At 61.3% G+C, this 15575-nt stretch carries 15 protein-coding genes and 1 pseudogene; 7 read left to right on the top strand and 9 right to left on the bottom strand.

What is annotated here, in order from left to right; all coding sequences use genetic code 11:
- Positions 1-49 precede the first annotated feature (49 nt).
- Positions 50-520 (top strand): hypothetical protein, encoded by a 471-nt coding sequence (locus tag B0919_RS10635; protein ID WP_078012232.1) that lies wholly within the window; start codon positions 50-52, stop codon positions 518-520.
- A gap of 111 nt (positions 521-631) precedes the next feature.
- On the opposite strand, the gene B0919_RS10630 is transcribed toward B0919_RS10635, so the two are convergent.
- Both B0919_RS10630 and B0919_RS10625 read right to left on the bottom strand, forming a co-directional pair.
- Complete coding sequence (locus tag B0919_RS10630) at positions 632-2035, bottom strand: RagB/SusD family nutrient uptake outer membrane protein (RefSeq protein WP_078012231.1); 1404 nt, start codon at positions 2033-2035, stop codon at positions 632-634.
- 9 nt (positions 2036-2044) lie between these two features.
- Entirely contained in the window at positions 2045-5116 is a 3072-nt protein-coding gene (locus tag B0919_RS10625) for a SusC/RagA family TonB-linked outer membrane protein (protein WP_078012230.1), read from the bottom strand.
- A gap of 426 nt (positions 5117-5542) precedes the next feature.
- On the opposite strand from B0919_RS10625, the gene B0919_RS10620 reads away from it, so the two are divergent.
- Positions 5543-6730, top strand: a complete 1188-nt coding sequence (locus B0919_RS10620; RefSeq protein WP_078012229.1) for a ribonuclease D — start codon at positions 5543-5545, stop codon at positions 6728-6730.
- Positions 6731-6861: 131 nt separating this feature from the next.
- On the opposite strand, the pseudogene B0919_RS10615 reads toward B0919_RS10620, so the two are convergent.
- From B0919_RS10615 to B0919_RS25690, 5 genes and pseudogenes are all read right to left on the bottom strand, one after another.
- Positions 6862-7177: pseudogene (locus B0919_RS10615) on the bottom strand (isocitrate lyase); the annotation flags it as partial.
- 178 nt (positions 7178-7355) lie between these two features.
- Complete coding sequence (locus B0919_RS25700; RefSeq protein WP_254846544.1) at positions 7356-7514, bottom strand: hypothetical protein; 159 nt, start codon at positions 7512-7514, stop codon at positions 7356-7358.
- Positions 7496-7621, bottom strand: coding sequence for a hypothetical protein (locus B0919_RS26055; RefSeq protein ID WP_410503623.1), 126 nt, complete (start codon positions 7619-7621; stop codon positions 7496-7498). Before B0919_RS26055 ends, B0919_RS25700 begins: the two co-directional genes overlap by 19 nt.
- Before the next feature lie 36 nt (positions 7622-7657).
- The gene (locus B0919_RS25695; protein ID WP_410503622.1) at positions 7658-8227 is read right to left on the bottom strand and encodes a hypothetical protein; all 570 of its coding nucleotides are present in this window, start codon (positions 8225-8227) and stop codon (positions 7658-7660) included.
- Positions 8228-8244: 17 nt separating this feature from the next.
- On the bottom strand, positions 8245-8979 hold the full coding sequence (locus B0919_RS25690; protein WP_254846543.1) for a hypothetical protein: 735 nt from the start codon (positions 8977-8979) through the stop codon (positions 8245-8247).
- A gap of 194 nt (positions 8980-9173) precedes the next feature.
- Here B0919_RS25690 and B0919_RS10605 point away from each other — a divergent pair, with 194 nt between their 5' ends.
- From B0919_RS10605 to mltG, 3 genes are all read left to right on the top strand, one after another.
- Positions 9174-10652: a helix-turn-helix domain-containing protein gene (locus B0919_RS10605; protein ID WP_139362051.1), complete on the top strand. Its 1479-nt coding sequence runs from the start codon at positions 9174-9176 to the stop codon at positions 10650-10652.
- A gap of 26 nt (positions 10653-10678) precedes the next feature.
- Positions 10679-11014 (top strand): hypothetical protein, encoded by a 336-nt coding sequence (locus B0919_RS10600; protein ID WP_078012227.1) that lies wholly within the window; start codon positions 10679-10681, stop codon positions 11012-11014.
- A gap of 78 nt (positions 11015-11092) precedes the next feature.
- Positions 11093-12157 (top strand): endolytic transglycosylase MltG, encoded by a 1065-nt coding sequence (gene mltG / locus B0919_RS10595; protein WP_176132992.1) that lies wholly within the window; start codon positions 11093-11095, stop codon positions 12155-12157.
- A gap of 31 nt (positions 12158-12188) precedes the next feature.
- On the opposite strand, the gene B0919_RS10590 is transcribed toward mltG, so the two are convergent.
- A complete protein-coding gene (locus B0919_RS10590; protein ID WP_078012225.1) occupies positions 12189-13718 on the bottom strand; it encodes a hypothetical protein in 1530 nt (509 codons plus the stop codon).
- 43 nt (positions 13719-13761) lie between these two features.
- On the opposite strand from B0919_RS10590, the gene dtd reads away from it, so the two are divergent.
- Both dtd and B0919_RS10580 read left to right on the top strand, forming a co-directional pair.
- Positions 13762-14217, top strand: a complete 456-nt coding sequence (gene dtd / locus B0919_RS10585) for a D-aminoacyl-tRNA deacylase (protein ID WP_078012224.1) — start codon at positions 13762-13764, stop codon at positions 14215-14217.
- A 121-nt stretch (positions 14218-14338) separates the two neighbouring features.
- On the top strand, positions 14339-14665 hold the full coding sequence (locus B0919_RS10580) for a nucleotide pyrophosphohydrolase (protein WP_078012223.1): 327 nt from the start codon (positions 14339-14341) through the stop codon (positions 14663-14665).
- Positions 14666-14806: 141 nt separating this feature from the next.
- Here B0919_RS10580 and B0919_RS10575 read toward each other — a convergent pair whose 3' ends face one another.
- Complete coding sequence (locus B0919_RS10575) at positions 14807-15526, bottom strand: 2-phosphosulfolactate phosphatase (protein ID WP_078012222.1); 720 nt, start codon at positions 15524-15526, stop codon at positions 14807-14809.
- Between the last annotated feature and the right edge of the window lie 49 nt (positions 15527-15575).

Here is a 15575-nt window from a genome sequence, read left to right as displayed (position 1 = left end):
CTGCGGGCGTTTGTGTTCCTTTGCACCTTCCACTTGATTTCCGCTGCCCATGTCTGCTACCCTGTTTCAGCAGCTGCTCCACGGCGCCTTCCGCCAGGAAGCCGCCGATTACCTGCCCCACACCGATCTGCAAGCCTACTCGGATTTGCAACGGGCAGCCCCGCGCGAGCAGGGTTTTCGCTTTGAGCGGGTGCGGCTGCTGGTGGCCATGAGCCTGATGAAAGCTCTGGCCGACCTCGGCGACCATGAGGAAAGCCGGCAGGTGTTACAAGTGCTGCACAAGGCCCTCAAGGCCAAATCCGCCGATCAGATCGACGCCGTCATTACGAAGGAAGCTCACCACTTTGAGCGGTTGTACACCGATTTGTACGTCAACGACGAGGGCGAGCAGCTGCTGCACCTCTTCGAGCGTACCCTCGACGCCGACTCCATTCCGGCCATGGACGCCGTGATTCAGGAGGCCGCCGAGCTGGTCGACGACCTGGACTTCGATGCCCCACATGAGGACGACGAGGACTAGCTGGCAGTAGCTTATCGGTCCCGTCCCATTTTTATCGAGCCGACTTGCGCTTCAATAAAAAAGCCGCTCCGGAAATTCCGGAGCGGCTTTTTTTAGGGACCAAGCATCAGCTTACAAGTAGCCCGGTGTTTGCGGGGTACCGTTGCCCAGATTGATTTCGTACTGTGGAACGGGCAGCACGCGGGCATCAGCCGTGGAGGGGTTGCTGCCCAAGTTACGGCCGGTACGGCGGTAGTCATGAATGCGGAAGCCCTCGAAAGCTAGCTCCAACTCCCGTTCCAACAGGATATCGTTCAGCGTAACGGCAACTTTAGGCGTGGCTCCTGCTCGCTGCCGAATAGCGTTGATATCGGCCAAGGGCGTGGCTCCGATGGTGGTACCCAGACGCTGATTGGTCTCAGCCCGGATTAGGAGCATCTCAGCCAGACGGATAACCGGGATGTTTTGAGCAAAGTCATTCCATTTAAAGGAGCGCAGTTGGCCGGTGCGCACAGCGTCGCCCACGTAAATCAAGCCTTCGCCGATATTGGCCTGCTGACCGCGCTCATCATTGGCTTCGTACTGCGCCGCAAAAGTGGCCGAAACGGCTACGTCAGCGCGGCCTTGGAAGCCAACCGACTTACCTGAGTAGAAGGTCGCCAAGCCGTCATTGGCGGCACCAGCATTGTTCTGCTCGTTCTGCAGCACCTCAAACAATACTTCCGATGACCCGTCGCCCGTGAAAGCCTCCAGCACCGACGAGTTCAACGTGGCGCCGCTGCTCTGGATGACCTCGTTGGCCAAGTCGCGGGCTTGCGCGTAGTTACCGATCTGCAGGTACACGCGGGCCAGCAAAGCTTTGGCATCGTAGCGGTCGAAGCGGCCGGTTTCGTTTTGGGTTGGCAGCACCTGTTCGGCAGCACGCATGTCGGCCAGGATCTGATCATATACCTGCTGTACGGTGTTGCGCGGCAGGCGCGCCGAAGCTTCGTCTACGGTGCGGTTGGCACGCGTTACCAGCGGTACTCCGTAAGTGCTACTCAGGCTAGGTTGCCCGTACAGGCGCACCAGTTCGAAATACATCAAGCCCCGCATCAGCTGCATCTCGCCCTGAAGCCGTTCCCGCTCGCCCGCATCGCGAATCACGGGCAGCGCTTCCAGCACGAGGTTGTTGATGTTGATCAGGCGGTAAGCGTCACGCCATGTGCGCTGCACATCCGCGTTGACAGTGGTAATCTGTACCGAAGAAATTTCACGGTACGACTGAAACGACCCTTGCCACGATAGGTAGCCCGGTGAAGCCAGCAGATCGGGTATCAGGATCAAGTTGGTGCCGTACAGCGCGGGCTGATACAGGCGTGAGTATGCCCCTACCACCGCCGTTTGCACGCCTTGCTCATCGCTGAGGGCCGTTTCGGTGTCGATGGATTGCTCTGGGTTTATTTCCTGCTGACAAGCCGAGGTCAGCAGACCAGCTCCGAGCAGCAGCGCCGCCAATAGGGCGCGAGTAGTCATTTTGATCATGTCAGTACGCATCGGTTAAGGTTAAAAACCGAGGTTAAAGCCAACCAACCAGGTTTTGGCCAGTGGCGGCGTGTAGAAGTCGTGACCCAGCAAGTAGTTGGCAGCGGCCGTGTTCAGGCCAGAGGTATTTACCTCGGGGTCGTACCCTTCGTAGTTGGTCAGGGTAATCAGGTTCTGACCGGTAACGTAAATGCGGGCGCTCTGCAGCATGGCTTTCGAAGCCCAGCTCTTGGGCAGATTATAGGCCAGCGTCAGGTTCTTGAAGCGGAAGAACGAGCCATCCTGAATCCAGCGCGAAGAGGCGGCCGTGCCATTCCCCTCGTAGAAGCGGGCCTGCGGCACGTCGGTGATGTCGCCGGGCTGCCGCCAGCGTTTGAGCTGGTCACGGGTTTGGTTATCGAAGTAATCCCCGTTCACCGATTGGTACAGGCCGGCAATGTTGTAAATGTCATTGCCGTAGGTAAACTGCGTGAGCAGGCTCAGCTCAAACCCTTTGTAGGAGAAGGTGTTAGTAAAACCACCCGTAAACTTGGGGTTTGGGTCGCCTAGCTTCACCAGTGCAGCGGCATTGGGGTTATTCGTAGTACTACGGTCTACCGAGCCGTCGGCGTTGGGCGTGTTTAGGTAGTAGAGTGCGTCGCCGTTGGCCGGATCGACACCCGCGTACTCACGTCCCCAAAATACCCCAATAGGTTCGCCTTCCCGCACGCGCCCCAGGTTTCGGGAGCCCGAAATCAGTTCCTGCCCAGCTAGGTCGGTTACTTTGTTGCGGTTGAGCGAGATGTTGAAGTTGGTATTCCACTTAAACTCGCCGTCGAGGTTACGCGTGTTCAGCGTCAATTCTACCCCTTTGTTGACCAGCGTACCCAGGTTGCGTTGTACCAATTGGTAGCCGCCGGTGTAGGGCAGTTGCTGGTCGAGCAACAAGTCAGTGGTTTTCTTATGGTACACGTCGACTTCACCAGCAATGCGGTCGTTGAGGAAACCGAACTCGATACCGATGTCGGCCTGAGCGGTATTCTCCCAGGTCAGCGTATTGTCCCCTAGGCGGGCATCGGGAATGATGCCGGGCTCGGTTTGGTACTGAGCACCGCTGTACAACGTGCGCGAAGCAAAGTTACCTACCTCGGCATTACCCGTGAGGCCATAGCTACCGCGTAGCTTCAGCAGGCTCACGGCTTTATTGCCTTGCAGGAAGCCTTCCTCCGTGAGCACCCACCCTACCGAAGCGGCTGGGAAGTAGCCCCAGGGGTCTTTAGAGCCGAAACGAGAAGAGTAGTCAGCGCGCAGGCTACCTGAGAGGAGGTACTTGTTGCGGAACGTGTAGTTCACCCGCCCGAATACCGACTGGAAGTCGTAGCCGGTGCCGGCGCTGGTGGTACCGGGCGAGTACACTGCCGCCGAAGCCACTTTGCGGAACTGGTCGCTGGAGAAGCCCCGGCCTACTGCGGCCGTCTGCTCGCTGTCGAAGCGCTGGTACGAATACCCTAACAACCCCTCCACGGTGTGGTCGCCGCCGATGGTACGCAGGTAAGTCGCCGTTTGGTTAGTGGTGTAGTTGACGGCCTGGATTTGGTTGCTCAACGCCTGACCTTCGCCGGCGGCATCAGCCGTGAAGCGACTCCAGTACACGTCTTCACGCAGCGCCAGCAGGTCGCCGCCGATTTCGGAACGCAGTGTCAGGCCTTGGATGGGCTGATACTGCAGCGACAGGTTGCTGAACGAGCGGTAGTTGCTCGAGCGGTTGGTATTCCGATTGACGGCCACCAGCGCGTTTTCATAGAGCAGCGTCCGGTTGAAGCCCGTTGGGTCGGCCGGGTTATAAGGCGATTGTACGGGCGGTAGTGCGTTCAGCTGCACCGGGTTGGTGAAGGCATTGTCATCGGGCACCCGGTCGTTTACGGCTCGCGTTGCCGAAATATTCAACCCGATTTTCAGCTTGTCGGTAATCGAGTGGTCAAAATTGGTGCGTAACGAGCCACGGCGGTACCGGTTCCCGATGATGATACCGGTTTGGTCGTTGTAATTGGCGCTGATGTAGAACCGGGTTTTGGCGTCACCGCCTGATATGTTGGCGTCGTACTGAGCTACTTTCCCCTTGCGAAACGCCAGCTTGTTCCACGGTGTATCATTGGAGGAGTTGAAGTCGTCGTTGCCAGAAAACAGCTCGAAGACCTCCGCCGTCGAGGTGTTGGCGGGCAGTTGCAGCTCCGTACGCAGGAAGCTATTAGGGTTAGTCAACGCGTTTTGCACCGACTCATTAAACAGCTCCCGGTATTCGGCTGCATTCAAAAACTTACGAATGCGCGTAGCCTCGCTCGTGCCGAAATAGGCGCCTACATTGACACGCGTTTGGCCTTGCCGTCCCTTTTTGGTCGTTACGAGGATTACCCCGTTGGAAGCGCGCGAGCCGTAGATAGCCGAAGCTGCGGCATCCTTCAGAATCGAAATGGACTCGATGTCATTCGGGTTCAGGTCGGCCAGGGGGTTGATGGGCTCGTCGGCTACCACACTTCCTACATCTGTGGAAGTGACGGGAATTCCATCGATAACATAGAGAGGCTGGTTGGATGCCGTCACCGACGAAGAGCCACGCACGCGGATCTGCACGCCGGCTCCCAGCTTACCCGTGCCCTGGTTGATCTGCACACCTGGCGTGCGGCCCTGAATGGCCTGCTCAAAGCTGACGGTGGGCACGTTCTCTACTTCTTTGCTGCCCACTTGCGTGATGGCGCCCGTCAGTTCGCGTTTGGCCTGCGTGCCGTAGCCCACCACGACAGTTTCGCCAAGCAACGTTTCGCTACCCCGCATATTCACGTTCACCGTCGTTTGGTCGCCCACGGCTACTTCCTGCGTGGCAAAACCAATGGAACTGAGTACCAGCGTAGCTCCCGGCTGCACGGTCAGGCGGAAGTTTCCGTCGGCATCGGTGCTAGTGCCGTTGGTGGTGCCGCGCTCAAGCACGGTCACCCCCGGTAGCCCCGTACCATCGGCTACGGATGTAACCCGGCCGCTGACGGTTCGCGTCTGCGCCTGAGCTACTACCGTCACCGGCACCGCAAGGGCCAGAGAGAGTAATAGTTTTCGGTTCATAGGGTATGGGCCTGAAGCCCGTTTGGAGTGAGTGATAAGCCAATTTACAAATTGCTAATATTTCTGTACACTTCATGCTTCCCTTTCAGTATTGAGAAGGGGTAATTGCACCTTGTTTACTATTATTCTTCAATTCTCTTGTTATAAGTCCATCCATCAGCAACCGTTACATTTACCGTAGACTTACGGTCAGCGCAGGTTGGTTTTCGCTCCCGGCTAAACCTAATCCTTGCGGCCAGCTTCCAACTTCGCCCCTGCTATTAGGAACTGCCGCGTCCACACAATTCATCGGTAGATTCTGTTGTTTACCAGCTGCGGCGTTGCCTACATTAGATTAGGCCGCTACTCCTACCTACCTTTACCCGAAGCAGGTGCTACCCGCCGCCGTCCTGGCCGGCACTCATCTGATGGCCTACCTTAGTTTTAATGGCTGAAATACAATACCTCACTACGCCGGCCGCTATGCAGCAAGCAGCGGACTGGCTGCGTACCCAACCCCGCCTCGCCGTCGACTTAGAGTTTGACGACATGCGCCACCACTACGGGCGCAATCTGGCGCTGATTCAGATTTACGACGGGCAGACCGTGTTTCTGCTCGATCCGGTGCCCCTGACCAACCCCGCCGAGGAGCTGGCGCCGCTGTGGGCCGTGCTCGGCGACCCGGCGGTGGAAAAGGTGTTCCACAGCTGCAAATCCGACATCCTGCTGCTCGACGAGCTGTACCAGGTGCGGGTGCGCCACATCACCGATACCAGCGTGCTGCACACCTTGCTGGCCGAATCGGACAACAACATTTCGCTGGGCCGCCTGATTCAGAGCGAACTAGGTGTGGAAGTAGACAAGGGTGAGCAGAAATCCAACTGGCTGAAGCGGCCGCTGACGGAAGCACAGAAGATCTACGCCGCCAACGACGTGCTCTACCTGCTGGAGCTGGCCGACCGCCTCACCGCCAAGCTAGCCGACCTGGGCCGCCTCAACTGGGCCGAGGAGGAAAACGCGGCGCTGGAAGACGTGCGCTATACCCGCGACGAGCGGCCCTACCTGCGCATGGCTAGCAAGTACCGCATCCTGCCCCAGGAAATGCCCCTGTTCCGCGACTTGTACCTGCTGCGTGATAAAGTGGCCCAGGAGCTAGACCGCCCGCCCTACATGGTGTTCAGCAACGACCGGCTTTCGGAGCTGGTGCGCGACACGCCTCGCACGGCCAACGACTGGAAAGCGGCCCGCGGCCTGCACCCCGAGCTGAAGCGCGCCCCGTACTTCGAGCAGTTGCTGACCTTCTCGCCCGAGAACTTCGTGGCCGTGCCCGAGCCGCCGCAAGCCGCCGAAGCCCGACGCTTCCCCTTCCGACGCCGACTCAATGGCGAAAAGGCTGCGCAGGCTGATGCCCGCGAGCAGTTTCTCGTCAACCTGAAGGCCCATGTAGCGCAGGACCTGAATAGCTACGTGGCCAACCTGGTCCTCTCCAACCGCCTCATTGCCGACATCATCGAACTCGGTGCCGATGCGGCCCTGCGCCCCTGGCAGCAGCAGATCCTGCGCGACGTGACGCAGAACCGCGGCCTCGACTACGGTTTTATTTCGCAGCCCTTTCCCTGGGCTACGCAGCGTTAGGGCTTAACATAGCATCAGAACAATCAAAAAAGCCCGGCAAACACGCCGGGCTTTTTTGATTGGGCTACACAGGATAGTATCAGGCCGAATGTCTTATATGCCCACTATTGCTAGCGCTGAAACTGAGCTTCTTCCGTGGGGTACATCTGGCCGGCCAGGTTGGCATCGGCAGCCACCTGCCAGCCTGAGAGGTAGATGGCCTTCAGGCCGGCCTGCACCTCCTGCACGGCTTGGTTGCCGGTGAGGGCACCGAGGCCGGCCACGTAGTCTTCCTGGTGCAGCAGCTGCCAGGCGCTCGGCGCCCTGCCGGGCCAGCGTGTATTCGATGTGAACAGAGCCCTGCAGCTTCACCACGTCCTGGGGTGAGTAGGGCCGTTCGATGCCGTTCCAGCGGGGATTGGTAGCCCAGTCGTGGGCCTGCGCGGCGGCGCATTCGGTGCGGGTCATAGGAAACAGGGTTTTGGTTGTGGAAAAGGGGAATGAGTTGGGCAAAGAGGTAGCTGTCGACGCTTTCTGAGCATCGGAACAGGCATTCTGAAAAGGCAGAGTTGAACCTTAGGGCGAGGGCGCACTGTACGGCCCGCGCCACGTGGACCACCGTCGGCTTACGCTACGGCGGGCAACGTCACGGCAGCAGCTGGTAGGCAGGCAGCGTCAGGAAGGGTGCGCATTCGTCGGCCAGCACCAGCCGGTCGAGCAGCTGCAGCGCCGGGCGGTAGAAGTCGGCGTACACGTCCTCCCCTACTTCCTGGCGCAGCTTGCCCACTACTTCGTGCAGCAGCACGCGGTATAGCTCGGGCGTGACTGGCCATCAGCCAGCGCGGTGCCGGGCATGTGCAGCCACTGCCAGAGTTGCACCCGGGATATTTCGGCGGTGGCCGCGTCCTCCATCAAGTGGTAGAGTGGCACGCAGCCGTTGCTGCTCAGCTAGGTGCCGAGGTAGCGCAGGGCCACGTCGATGTTCTGGCGCAGGCCGGCTTCGGTTATCGAGCCCTGCGGCGCCTGCAGCAGCTCGGCGGCCGTGGGCAGCGGTTCAGTAGCGCGCGGTTTGTCGATCTGATTGGCGCCGGGCATCAGCTCATCGAATACCGCCAGCGCGATGGGCACCAGGGCCGGATGCGCCACCCAGGTGCCGTCGTGGCCTAGTTGGGCCTCGCGCAGCTTATCCATGTGCACTTTGTCCAGGGCAATGGCATTTTCGGCAGGGTTGTCCTTGATGGGAATCTGCGCGGCCATACCGCCCATGGCGTGCACGCCGCGGCGGTGGCAGGTATCGATAACCAGGCGCACGTAGGCGGCCATATTGGGCACGGTCATCGTTACCTGGGCGCGGTCAGGCAGGCGGTACTCGGGGCGGGCACCGAGGGTTTTGACGTAGGAGAAAATGTAGTCCCAGCGCCCGCAGTTCAGCCCCGCCGAGTGCTGGCGCAGCTCCCAGAGAATTTCGTGCGTTTCGAAGGCAGCGGGCAGCGTTTCGATGAGCACGGTGGCTTTGATGGTACCCTTGGGAATCTTCAGCTCCCACTGCGCAAACTCAAATACCTCGTTCTACAGCCGCGCTTCGAGTAACTTTCCAGCTTGAGCAAGTAGAAGTACGGGCCGCTGCCGCGGGCCAGCAGCTCGTGGGCGTTGTGAAAGAAATACAGGCCGAAATCAAACAGCGCCCCACTGATTTCTTCCCCGTCAATAAGCACGTGCTTCTCGCTCAGGTGCCAGCCGCGCGGCCGCACCATCAGCGAAGCGGTGCGCTCCTGGAGCCGATACGTTTTCTGCGGCGTCACGAGCGAGATGGTGCGGCGCACGGCATCGCGCAGGTTCAGCTGGCCCTGTACCACATTTTCCCAGGTTGGCGCCAAGGAATCCTCGCAGTTGGCCATGAATAGCCGCGCCCCGGAGTTTAGCGCATTGATAATCATCTTGCGCTCCGTGGGGCCGGTTATTTCCACGCGGCGGTCCAGCAAATCAGCCGGCAGCGGCGCTACCTGCCAGTCGCTTTCACGCAGTTGCGTCGTCTCCGGCAGAAAGTCGGGAAGTTTACCACTGTCAAATCCGGTTTGCCGCTGCCGGCGACGCTGCAATAGCTCCTGCCGCCGCGGCTCGAACCGTCGGTGCAGAGCAGCAGCAAAAGCTAAGGCTGAAGGCGTCAAGACTTCCACGAATTCGGCACGGTAACCGCCCACTACTTTAATGCGCGCCGGACAACGGCAAGCACTTGCTGGGCTAATGGCTGGTTGATCAATGGTTTCCATGTGTTTTGGTTGGGTAAGTGAAAAGAGCAAAGAGTTGAACAAACATACGTCTGCGAATAAAACTTATAAAGCGAATTTTCGCTAATAGTAATGTTTTAGCTAAACAGGCGTTTTTCACAGGCATAAAAGCCTTTTGCTTTCTTTGCATGAGCGGAGCCGCATCTAAGCGGGTGGTAAAGCCGCTTACTTCCATTATGCTTACCCAGACGCAGGTTGTTCGCCTCATCTTCGGCCTCAAGATTCGCCAGCTGCGGCAAGAGCGCGGCCTCACCCCAGCGGCACTGGCGCAGGCCGTTGATGTGTCCGTATCGTACCTGAATGAGATTGAGAAGGGGAAAAAGTACCCGAAGGCCGACAAAATCCTCGCCTTTGCGCGCGTGCTTGGGGTGAGCTACGACGGGCTGGTGTCGCTCATGCTGGATAAAAAGCTGGCCCCGGTATCGGAGCTGCTGCAATCGAGCGTGCTGCGGGAGTTTCCGCTGGAAATGTTTGGCCTGGACCCGGCGCGGCTCATCGAACTGATCATGGACGCGCCCACGCGGGTCATGGCATTTATCAGCACGCTCTGGGAGCTGGCCCGCAACTACGAGGTGCGGCAGGAGCACTTCTACCTGGCCGCGCTGCGCTCCTATCAGGAGATGCACGATAACTACTTCGATGACCTGGAAGATGCCGTGCGCAGCTGCGTGGCGCGCTACCACCTGCGCACCGACGCGCCTTTCGACCTGCACCAGCTGGAGGAGCTGCTCGGCCAGGAATACGACTACCTCGTGGACCGCACCACGCTGGGCACCCTGCCGGAGCTGCAAGGGCTGCGCTCGGTGTACCAACCCGTGGCCAAACGGCTGCTGCTGCGGCCCGGCCTCACGCGGGCGCAGGAAGCCTTCGTGCTCGGGCGCGAGGTGGCTTTCAATTACCTCGGGCTGAAGGACCGGCCGTACACCAACGTACCGGCCGCCACGCCGGGCTCGTTTGAGCAGGTACTGAACCACTTCCGGGCCTCCTACTTCGCCGTGGCTTTGCTGATGGAGGAAAGCCAGCTGGTGGCCGATCTGCAGGCGTTTTTCTCCTACCCGCGCTGGAACGCGGCCCTGCTGCTGGGCCTGCTGACGCGCTACGAGGTGTCGCCGGAGATGATGCTGCAGCGGGTGACCAACCTGCTGGCGCGGCACTTCGGCATCGGCAGCCTGTTCTTCCTGCGCTTCGACCAGGCCGCGGGCGACACGCGCTTTCAGCTGACCAAGGAGCTGCACCTCGCGCGCCTGCACAACCCGCACGCCAATGAGCTGCAGGAGCACTACTGCCGCCGCTGGGTGAGTCTGTGGCTGATGGAGCAGGCCCGCCAGGCGGGCGGCCCCGGCCTGCGCGTGGCCGCCCAACGCTCCCGCTACTGGCAAACGCCCGACGAGTACCTCTGCCTCACCGTGGCCCGCTTCGATGCCTCCGGCCACGCCACCAGCGTCACCGTGGGCCTGCCCGTGGACGACAACCTGCGCCAGAAAGTGAAGTTCCTCGACGACGACAGCATCCCCGTGCGCTGGGTGAACGAAACCTGCGAACGGTGCTCGATACCTGATTGCGAAGTACGCGCCGCCCCACCGGTGGAAATCGAACGGCGGGCCCGGCAGCAGCAGCTGGCCACGGCGGTGCAGGCCTTGGTGCAGGGGCGGTAAAGCAGCTTCAATCCCTCTGACTTGCCATGAACGCAGAAGAATTTGCCCAGGGCTTCTTCCACGAGAAACAGCATCACCTCGACTTATACCTGAACCACGGCGCCAGCACCGCCGTTGGGGCGCTGCTTCAGGAACTACGGCTGGATGAGCGCCAAGCTCCGCTGCTGCGGCAACTGCTGGATACGGCCCTGACGGACACTTATTTCTCAGTCTTGTGCATTCTGGGCGGGGGCGCCTCCATGGCCGGCGTGCAACAAACCTACGAGGTGCGCGACGAAGCAGGCCGGCTGATTACCGGCGACGCCAACTTCGGCGAGCTGGAAGCTGCCGCTTACGAACTGTTTCACGAACCCGAGGAATAGTACCCGAGCCCAAAGCGCGTGGCTGGGGCCCCGCCGGGCCCGTCGTATCTTCGTGGTTCCATCACCTCTTCGCTTGCCTTGTCCGTTTCGCCTTCTTCTCTTCGTTTGTGGGCCCGCGTGGGCTGGGCGGTGCTGCTGGCCCTGCTCCTGCTGGGCGGAATCGGCCTGTACGCAGCTTGGCGCGTGCTGTGGAAACCCAACGTGACAGAGTCGCCCTACGGACCGGCGTATTTGTTTGTGCGCACGGGCGCTGGCTACAACGAAGTGCTGGATTCGCTGGAACGCCACGAGCTGCTGCGCGAGCCGCGCACCTTCCAGTGGCTGGCCGAGCAGCGCGGCTACCCGCAGCACGTGCGCGCCGGCCGCTACCGCCTGGATTTCAAGCTGGGCAACGCGGCCTTGCTGGACCGCCTGATGCGCGGGGAGCAGGACACGGTGGATTTTGTGCTCGATGCCTTCAAGTACAAGCCCCAATTGGCGCGGCAGGTCAGCCGGCAGCTGGAAGTGGATTCGTCGGTGCTGCGGCGCCTGCTCAATGAACAGGACCTGCTGCAGCGGCGCTACCGCGTGGACACGACCTCGGTGCTGACGCTGTTCATCCCCGGCCGCTACCGTTTCGTGTGGAATACTTCGTCGGAACAGTTTGTCGACAGCATGGCGGCGCACTACCGCCGCTTCTGGACGACCGAGCGGCAGCACCGGGCCGATTCGCTGCGCCTGACGCAAACCGAGGTGCACGTGCTGGCCAGCATTGTGCAGCGCGAAACGGCCAAGAAGGAAGACAAGCCGGTAATTGCGGGAGTGTACCTGAACCGCCTGCGCCGCGGCATGAAGCTGCAGGCCGACCCCACGCTGCTCTGGGCCATCGGCAACTTCGGCGTGCGGCGCGTGCTCAACAAGGATAAGCTCGTCGACTCTCCCTACAACACGTACAAGCACAAGGGCCTGCCACCTGGGCCCATCACCTCGGCCAACCGCCAAAGCCTCGACGCGGTGCTGAAGCCCGCGGCGCACAACTACCTTTTCTTCTGCGCCCGCCCCGGCGGCAGCGGCTACTCCGATTTTGCGGCCACCTTCGCCGAGCACAAGCAAAACGCCCGCCGCTACCAGCACTGGCTCGACAGCCTGAATATTAAGCGCTGAGCCCCGCCAGAGTCGATACCAAAGTCGCGGCTCACGGCAGCCGCAGCAGCAGCAGCTGCACGGTATCCTGCGCGGCCTGGCGCTGACGGGCCAGCGTACCGGCGTAGCCTTGGCCGGTAAATTCGGAGTGCTCCAGGTACAGCAGCGGCGAAGCGAGCAGGGGCTCGGGCCAGGCCGCTACGACTGGCAGCGTACGCAGCGAGTCGAAGCCGGGCACCCCGGCCACGCGGTAGTAGTCGTCGAGTAGCACGTAGCGGTAGCCTTGGCGGCGCAGGGCAGCTAGCTCCGCCGGATTTTTGGCGCTTTGCACGTCCAGGTGGCCGGCCACGGGCAGCAAGCTGATGCCGACGGTGGTGACTACGCGCGGAATTCGGTGTTGTCGCAGCCACGCCGCCACTTGCGGGTAGTGGGAGGGCTGATAGGCGTAAATCTGTTGCTGCACCCGCCAGCCGTTGTAGAGAACGGCGGCAGTTAGCAGGCCCAGAGCCAGGCCCCGCGGCCAGCGCTGCACCCACAGCACTGCCAGCGCATACAGGGGAACGTAGCCGAACAGCAGCCCACGCGGCGCCTTGATCAGCAACGACATACCCGCCAGCGTGCAGGCCGCCCACACCAGCAGGTAAGCACTGATGGGCAACGGCCGCTGCCGCAAACCACCGCTGAACCAGACCAGCGCCGCGCCCAGCCCCGGCAGCAGCACCGGCGACTCAAACTCCGCGAGGTAGCGCAGATAGTACGCGAAATCGACCTGCACCGTGCCCTGCCGGCCGGCGGCGTTGGCCGCTGCCGGAAACATGATGACGAAGTACACCGCCGGCCAGCGGTATACCGGCACGCCCGACACCACCCAGGCCAGCAGCCCCAGCACCGCGAAAGGCGCCGCCAGAATCAGCAGCACGCGCCACCAGTTGCTCCGGCGCCACATCAGCCCATCGGCCTGCTGCCACTCCAGCACCACCAGAATAGGCACGGTGAGCAGAAACTTGTAGTTGATGCTCAGCCCCACGGCCAGCACCACGGCGGTGCGCAGTAGCGCCGCGCGGCTGGGGTGCCGCAGCCGCTGCCAATGTGCCCGCAGCAGCAAAGCCAGTGCAAGCAAGCTGGCCGAACTCATGGTAAAGTCGCGGCCGGAAAAGGTCAGGAACACCGACGAGCCAGCCAGCAGCGTGAGCAGCGCGGTTTCAGGGCCGCGCAGGCGGGCGGCACAGGCTATCCAGTCGGTCATCAGGCCCAGCGCGGCTACGGCCAGCAGGGCGTTGAGCAGCAGAAAAACACGGTGGTCAGTGGTAATGGCCGCGACGGGGGCGTAGAGCAGGTAGAAGCCGGGGCTGCCGTGGTGGAAAAGGTGCGTTAGGTTCCCATGGGCCACTTCCTGCACGATTTGCCAGTTGCGCACCGAATCGTAATCCGGCAGGGTCAGCGTAGGCAGGCCCCACAGGCGCAGCGCCAGCACCAGCAGCAACGCCGCCCCCAGCCAGCGGCAGGCCGCGACGTCTTCGACGGGGTCAACGGGCACAAAGGGCGAAACGGGGCGCAACGACACGGCGGCGAAGATGGGCATTTGCTGCGTTTCTTTGCGGCTTCACCTCCTTCTCCCCTGCCCTATGCGCGTAGTTGTGCAGCGCGTCACGGAAGCTTCGGTTACCGTCGACGGCGAAATCACCGGCCAGATTGGGCCGGGCCTGCTGGTACTGGCCGGCTTCACCCACGCCGATACAGCCGCCGAACTGGACTGGATGGCCCGCAAGCTGGTGCAGCTCCGCATCTTTTCCGACGCGGACGACAAAATGAACCTCTCGGTGCAGGATGTAGGCGGCGACGTGCTCGTAGTCAGCCAGTTTACGCTGCTGGCCGATGTGCGTAAGGGCACGCGCCCCAGCTACGTGCAAGCGGCGCCCCCCCCTGTAGCCATTCCGCTCTACGAAGAGTTTGTACGCCAGCTGACCGCTCTGCTGGGCCGCGCCGTAGCCACCGGACGCTTCGGCGCCGACATGAAAGTGCGCCTGCTCAACGACGGCCCCGTAACTATTGTGCTGGACCGCGAAGCCACGTCAGTTTAAGAGTTAAGGAGGGTGAGGGTTTACGAGTTGCTGGCCGGACAAAGCGCGGTTCTACCTGCCTATCCTCACCCTCAATACAACTCATAAACCCCTAACCTCCTTAACTCTTAAACTCATTAAGATGACCATCGAAGAAGCCCAACAGACCGTCGACCACTGGATTCAGACTACGGGCGTGCGGTATTTCAACGAGCTGACCAACATGGCCATGCTCACGGAGGAAGTAGGCGAAGTGGCCCGCATCATCGCCCGGCAGTACGGCGAGCAGTCCTTCAAGCCTTCCGACCGCGACAAAGTGCTGGCCGATGAGCTGGCCGACGTGCTGTTCGTGGTGATTTGTCTGGCCAACCAAACCGGCGTCAACCTCACCGAAGCCCTACAGCGCAACCTCGAGAAGAAAACCCAGCGCGACGCCGACCGACACAAGCAAAACCAGAAGCTGCAGTAGCCGATTAAACCGGCTACGCTCCGTCCGTCATCCTAACGCAAGAAGGACCTTCTCACGCCAGAACGACAATCGTTATAACGACTTGCGCTGGCGTGAGAAGGTCCTTTTGACAGGCGTTGGATAGAGGACGGCCGTGCTTTGCTAAGCCAGTACCAGCCGATCTTCCCGCCACACGGGCAGTACGCCGGGGTATTCGTCAGTCTTCAGGCAGAACTCAAAGTCCTTGTTGGCTTCGAGCGAGTTCAGGCGGCGCACGTGCGAGGACTGCAACAGGTAGCCGTTCAGGTCGGCCTTAGCCTGCTGCCACAGGTGCAGGGCGGCCAGCGTAGCGTCGGAGCTGCTCACGTCGAAGTCCTGGGCCAGCCGCTCGGCCAGAGCGCCGCCGAAAACGGTGTCTTCGAGGCAGAACTTGCCCTTCCAGCCGGCGCAGACGACTACCACGTCCTTTTGCTGGGCGCGGGCAAAATCGGCTACGGCCTGCAGATTCAGGAAGGCCCCAACCACCACGGCGTCGGCCGTGAGGGAGCGGCGCAGGGCCTGGGTGCCATTGGTGGTGCTGATGACCACGGCGCGGCCCTGCACGGGTACCACGCCGTCGAGGTAGCCGAAGGGCGAATTGCCGAGGTCAAAGCCCTCGGCCTGGCGGCCGTCGCGCTCGGCGGCGGTCAGGCAGCCGTGCTGCTGGCCCAGGGCCTGGCACTCGGCCAGCTCCGCGACGGGGAAGATGTGCGTCACGCCGTTGGCTAGGGCCGTAACGATGCTGGACGTGGCGCGCAGAATATCAACCACCACGGCCACGCGGCCGCGCAGGTCATAGAGGGGCAGCAGCTCCGGGGAGAAGCAGATGTCGACGGAGGGCATGAGGTCAGACTGTTATCTGAAAAGAAAAACAGAACATCATTCCGAGCGA

It is taken from the genome of Hymenobacter sp. CRA2 (assembly GCF_002007105.1).
Lineage (GTDB): Bacteria > Bacteroidota > Bacteroidia > Cytophagales > Hymenobacteraceae > Solirubrum.
This window is presented reverse-complemented; position numbering and strand designations above follow the sequence as displayed.